General features: G+C 68.3%; 7 protein-coding genes. 2 read left to right on the forward strand and 5 right to left on the reverse strand.

All coding sequences use genetic code 11. From position 1 onward, the window contains the following. On the forward strand, window positions 1-424 hold a 424-nt coding region (locus tag ACXJKH_RS15865), incomplete at its 5' end, for an inorganic diphosphatase (RefSeq protein ID WP_457320719.1). Between the two features lie 52 nt (window positions 425-476). Next, window positions 477-905: a hypothetical protein gene (locus tag ACXJKH_RS15870; RefSeq protein ID WP_457320721.1), complete on the forward strand. Its 429-nt coding sequence runs from the start codon at window positions 477-479 to the stop codon at window positions 903-905. Window positions 906-911: 6 nt separating this feature from the next. Here ACXJKH_RS15870 and ACXJKH_RS15875 read toward each other — a convergent pair whose 3' ends face one another. From ACXJKH_RS15875 to ACXJKH_RS15895, 5 genes are all read right to left on the reverse strand, one after another. After that, the gene (locus ACXJKH_RS15875; protein WP_457320723.1) at window positions 912-1,238 is read right to left on the reverse strand and encodes a tetratricopeptide repeat protein; all 327 of its coding nucleotides are present in this window, start codon (window positions 1,236-1,238) and stop codon (window positions 912-914) included. Between the two features lie 40 nt (window positions 1,239-1,278). After that, complete coding sequence (locus ACXJKH_RS15880; protein ID WP_457320725.1) at window positions 1,279-1,794, reverse strand: flavin reductase family protein; 516 nt, start codon at window positions 1,792-1,794, stop codon at window positions 1,279-1,281. A 32-nt stretch (window positions 1,795-1,826) separates the two neighbouring features. Then, complete coding sequence (locus ACXJKH_RS15885; RefSeq protein ID WP_457320731.1) at window positions 1,827-2,456, reverse strand: superoxide dismutase; 630 nt, start codon at window positions 2,454-2,456, stop codon at window positions 1,827-1,829. 107 nt (window positions 2,457-2,563) lie between these two features. Continuing rightward, on the reverse strand, window positions 2,564-3,694 hold the full coding sequence (locus ACXJKH_RS15890) for a catalase family protein (RefSeq protein ID WP_457320727.1): 1,131 nt from the start codon (window positions 3,692-3,694) through the stop codon (window positions 2,564-2,566). 126 nt (window positions 3,695-3,820) lie between these two features. Beyond that, a partial coding sequence (locus ACXJKH_RS15895) for a hypothetical protein (protein ID WP_457320729.1) occupies window positions 3,821-4,408 on the reverse strand: 588 nt, incomplete at its 5' end.

Below are 4,408 nucleotides of genomic sequence, written 5' to 3' on the forward strand. Positions count from 1 at the left end.
CTTCCAGTCCATGCCGGTGGCCTATCCGGCCAACTACGGCTCGATGCCACGCACGCTGGCCGGCGACAACGACCCGCTCGATGCGCTGGTGCTCACCCGTGAGCCGTTGCACCCCGGGGTGATCGTGCGCTTCCGCCCGATCGGCTTCCTGAAGATGGTCGATGGCGGCGAGCACGATGAAAAAGTCATCGGCGTGCCCACCGACAAACTCGACCCCACCTACGCCAACATCCGCGACCTGCACGACCTGCCGCTGATCGAACGCCAGCGCATCGAGGCGTTTTTCCGCGTCTACAAGGACCTGCCCGAGGGACGCAATCCGGTGCAGCTCAATGGCTGGGGCAATGCGGCCGACGCCAAGGCCTTGATCCGCGCGTCGATGCAGCGTTTCGAGCGCAAGCAGCAGCGCCAGAAGGGCGATTGACCGCGACGCGCGCGTTGTATGATCCGCGCTTGGGGCTCGGGGAAACGACGCAATGGCGAAGGCGCGCTGGGTAGAGGGGCTGGGGATCACCTTGCTGGTGCTGGAACTGCTGTTGCTGGCGGTGCCGGTCACCGTGCTGGATGGATTCGGCCTGCTGGTGTTGGCCTACCCGAACCCGCATCCCGACCACGCGCCGATGCTGATGGGGGTGGTGGTGGCCACGGTCGCGCTGATCGGTTTCTGGCGGCTGACCGTCGGCTTCCTGCTCGATGGCCTCAGCCTGAAGCGCGTCCCGGCCTGGGCGCGTTGGAGTGCCGGCAGCGGCGCGTTGCTGTGCCTGCTCGCCCTGCTGGTGGCCGCCATCTTCGACCGGTTTACCGCCTGGGCGCTGGTGGGTGTTTTCGGTCTGCCGGTGATGGTGCCGCTGTGTCATATGCTCGCCGTTTCCCGGGGCCAACCAACGCCACCGCCATTGCCGTGAGCGAGGTCAATCGCGCGCGGCGACGGCCTTGTCCGCACGGCGTTTGAACACCGTCATTTCCTTCTGCGCCTGTTTGTCGCCGTTGCGTTGGGCCACGTCGATACCCTGTTGCCAGGCCTGAGAGGCGGCATGCGCATCGCCGGCGGCCAGCCACGCCTTGCCCAGCAGCTTCCAGCCGGCGGAGTAACCGGGGTCCTGCGCCACGCAGTGGAGCAGGTGCGAGGTCGCCCCTGCCGGATCGCCGGCCTCGAGCAGGCCCTTGCCCAGGCTGAAACGCAGCAGTGCGTTGTCGCGTCCGCTGTCGAGCATGCGTTGCAGTGCAGCTAGGTCCATGGCGGTGCTTTCGTGTCGGGGAGGTGGGGGCAGGCCTGCTTCACGGCGTCCCCTGGCCATCGATGCGTGCATAGCGGCCGCGATGGTAGGCCAGCGCCTCGCCGGGCGCGGCCTCGAAATGCGCGACGCGCCCGACGATCAGCAGATGGTCGCCCAGCGCCACCGTGCGATGCACCGAGCACAGTAGCCAGCCCACCGCGTCGGGGACCCGGGGGGCGTCTCCGCTCAGATCCAGCAGGGCCATGTTGGCCGCGTCACGCCGCAGCAGCGGATCGGCGAAACGACGCGCAAGCGCCTCCTGCGCAGAGGACAATACGCTGATGCCGAACCATCGCGCTGCAGCGAATACCGGCAGGTCGGCCGAACGCGCGCCGATGCTCCACGCGACCAACGGCGGATCCAACGACAGCGAGGTAAACGAGTTGATCGTCATCGCCACCACCTGCCCCCGGATATCGCGTGCCGTGGCGATCGCCACGCCGGTCGGGTATTGCCCGCAGACGTGGCGAAGCGCGACCGTGTCGGGCCCGACGGCGCCGGAGGACGGTGCCGCCATGGCCTCCGCGTCGCGGACCGGACCCGGTTTCATCAGCGGCCGCCGGCGGCCTGGAAGCGGCGCGTCACTTCGGCCCAGTCGATCAGGTTGAAGAAGGCGGCGATGTAGTCCGGCCGACGGTTCTGGTAGTGCAGGTAATAGGCGTGCTCCCACACGTCCAGGCCCAGGATCGGCACGCCGCCGGACAGGTTGGCGTAAGCGCCCATCAGCGGGCTGTCCTGGTTGGGGCTGCTCTCGACCAGCAGCTTGCCGTCACGGCCGAGCGTCAGCCATGCCCAGCCGCTGCCGAAACGGGTCTGCGCCGCCTTGGTAAAGGCGTCTTTGAAGGCCTGGTAGCCGCCGAGGTCACGTTCGATGGCGGCCGCCAGCGCGCCCTGCGGCGTGCCGCCGTCGGTGCTGAGCACGGTCCAGAACAGGCTGTGGTTGGCATGCCCGCCGCCGTTGTTGCGCACGGCGTTGCGTACGCCTTCTGGCAGCGATGCGATGTCGGCAATCAGCTGCTCGATCGGCGTTGCCTTGATGCCTGCCTCGGCCAGCGCGGCGTTGAGATTGTTGACGTAGGCCTGGTGGTGGCGCGCGTGGTGGATTTCCATCGTCTGCGCATCGAAATGCGGCTCGAGGGCGTCGTAGGCGTAGGGCAGGGCGGGCAGGGTATAGGACATCGCAGACAACTCCGTGGAAAGAGCGGTCATGATCGGACCTGAAGCAAGGTTGAGGTCAAGCGCGTTGATGCGTTCGATTCATGATCCGACAGCGCGTGCGGCATGTTTCAACCGACCGTGCCCGACGGCTCATGGATCGGGCAGCGGTTGAACTGTGCGCGGAACTGCCGCGATGCGGCCATCACGATGCGGCGGGCACGGTTGAGGCTGCCCAGCGGACGGTGCGCCGCCAAGGCGTGCCACGGCGCAAACGCAAGGCCGTCTTCGCGCGCCTCGGCATCGGCGCTCCACGCCGGCTGCGCGCCGACCACCAGGCGTCCGACGGCCACGAACGGACTGAGCGCTTCGGGCCAGACCACCGAGGCGTCCTCGATGGGCATCTGTTCCAGATCACGGCACAGCTGCACCCGCAGCTCCCACTCGACCGGCGCATCGAGGCGCTCGAAGAAGCTGCAGATCGCCTCGCGCTGCGTATCGGCCGTCGATGCCAGCGGCTGACCGGTCAGCGCGAGCAGTGCGGGCGAGACCGGCACCCAGGAAAACTTGGCCATGTGCGGCCCATACAGGAACGGGACCTGGGTGAAGAACGTTTCGCCCAGTGGATGGTGCTGGGGTTCACCGCCCAGCGCCTTCAACGTCGCGCTTTGTCCGCCTACCGCTTCGAGCGCCGCTTCGGTGCCGCGCAGCGCGGCCGACAGCACCTGTTTGGTCCGCGGCATGCGTTCGGTGGTGGACGCCAGCAGCTTGGCCGAGCGCAGGAAGCCTTGGATGCCGGGCGTGCTGAAGGCCGGTCCGTTGACCATCAGGAAGTCCTGGCTGTGCTCCTCCTCGCCCCCCTCCACGCGCGCACCGGGGACGTCCAGCAGCTTCACTGCCATCGCGCGGGGCGTGGACACGGTATCGGGCAGTTGCTCGGCGGGCGGTGAGGACAGGCGCACCAGCGCCTGGTACGTACCGGCGGTGGCGAACAGGCCATGGGCGAGCTCGGCGGGGAGCCCATCGAGCACCTGGAAGCGGCCTGTCAGCAGGGCGTGGCCCTTGGCGTGCACCGCGCGGCGCGCATGGCCTTCATGCTCGGCCACGGTGCGGGCCATGCCGGTGAACACCGTCGCCAGCTCGGCGATGGTGTCCTCCTCGTCGTCCTGGCGATGTTCAATGTCGGGCGAATAGACAACAGCAGGCGCGAACGTGGCCATGGCAACGGCATCCTCGTGGGGCAGGTCAGGGAGCCGGCGCATGACATGACCGTGCTTACGCCTTGGCAACAGCCGGCTGGGGCGGGGCAGGGCACCACCTTGGCGGGTGCGGCGTGCAGGGTGGGTGCAGGGCGCATGGCGTCCGCGCGAAGACGCGGCGCGGTGCATTCACCACTCCAGCGCCTCGAAGAAGCGTTCGGCCGCGTTTTCCTGGCCCAGCACCGTGGCCAACGCGCCCAGCGCCGCGTCACGATGCGCCGGGCGCAGCGCGCCATCGTCGTCTTCCAGGTCGTCCCCGGCGTCGAGGTACACCGTACCGATGGCCGCGATGGCGGCGAGGAAGGTCGTCAGGTCCTGCGTCAGTACCGACGCCTCCCAGCGGCCCGCGCCATGGAACGCGAACAGGACCTGGCCGCTGTCGCGATCGAAGATGAAGGGGTCGGCATTCTGTTCGGCGATCACCAGCCAAGGGTCGCGCCAATCGGTCAGGCGCTCACCGCTGTTGCCTTGCCACCGATAGCCGGCCTGCAGGGACCACAGCCGATGCAGGGGCGGGAAACACACGTTGACGCCGGGGATGTCGATGCCGACCGGTCCCACGTTGGCATGCACGGTCTCGCCCCACGGGCCTATCTGCGCGTAGAAGGCCGCCAGCGGGGCGGGCAGCGGTAGCTCGCCACGCCACAGATCTGCCGGCTGGGCATGCAGCGGGCCGAAGCGGGCGAAGGATGCGTGCAGTGTGTGCATGGCCGATGT

It is taken from the genome of Stenotrophomonas sp. P5_B8, assembly GCF_054049855.1.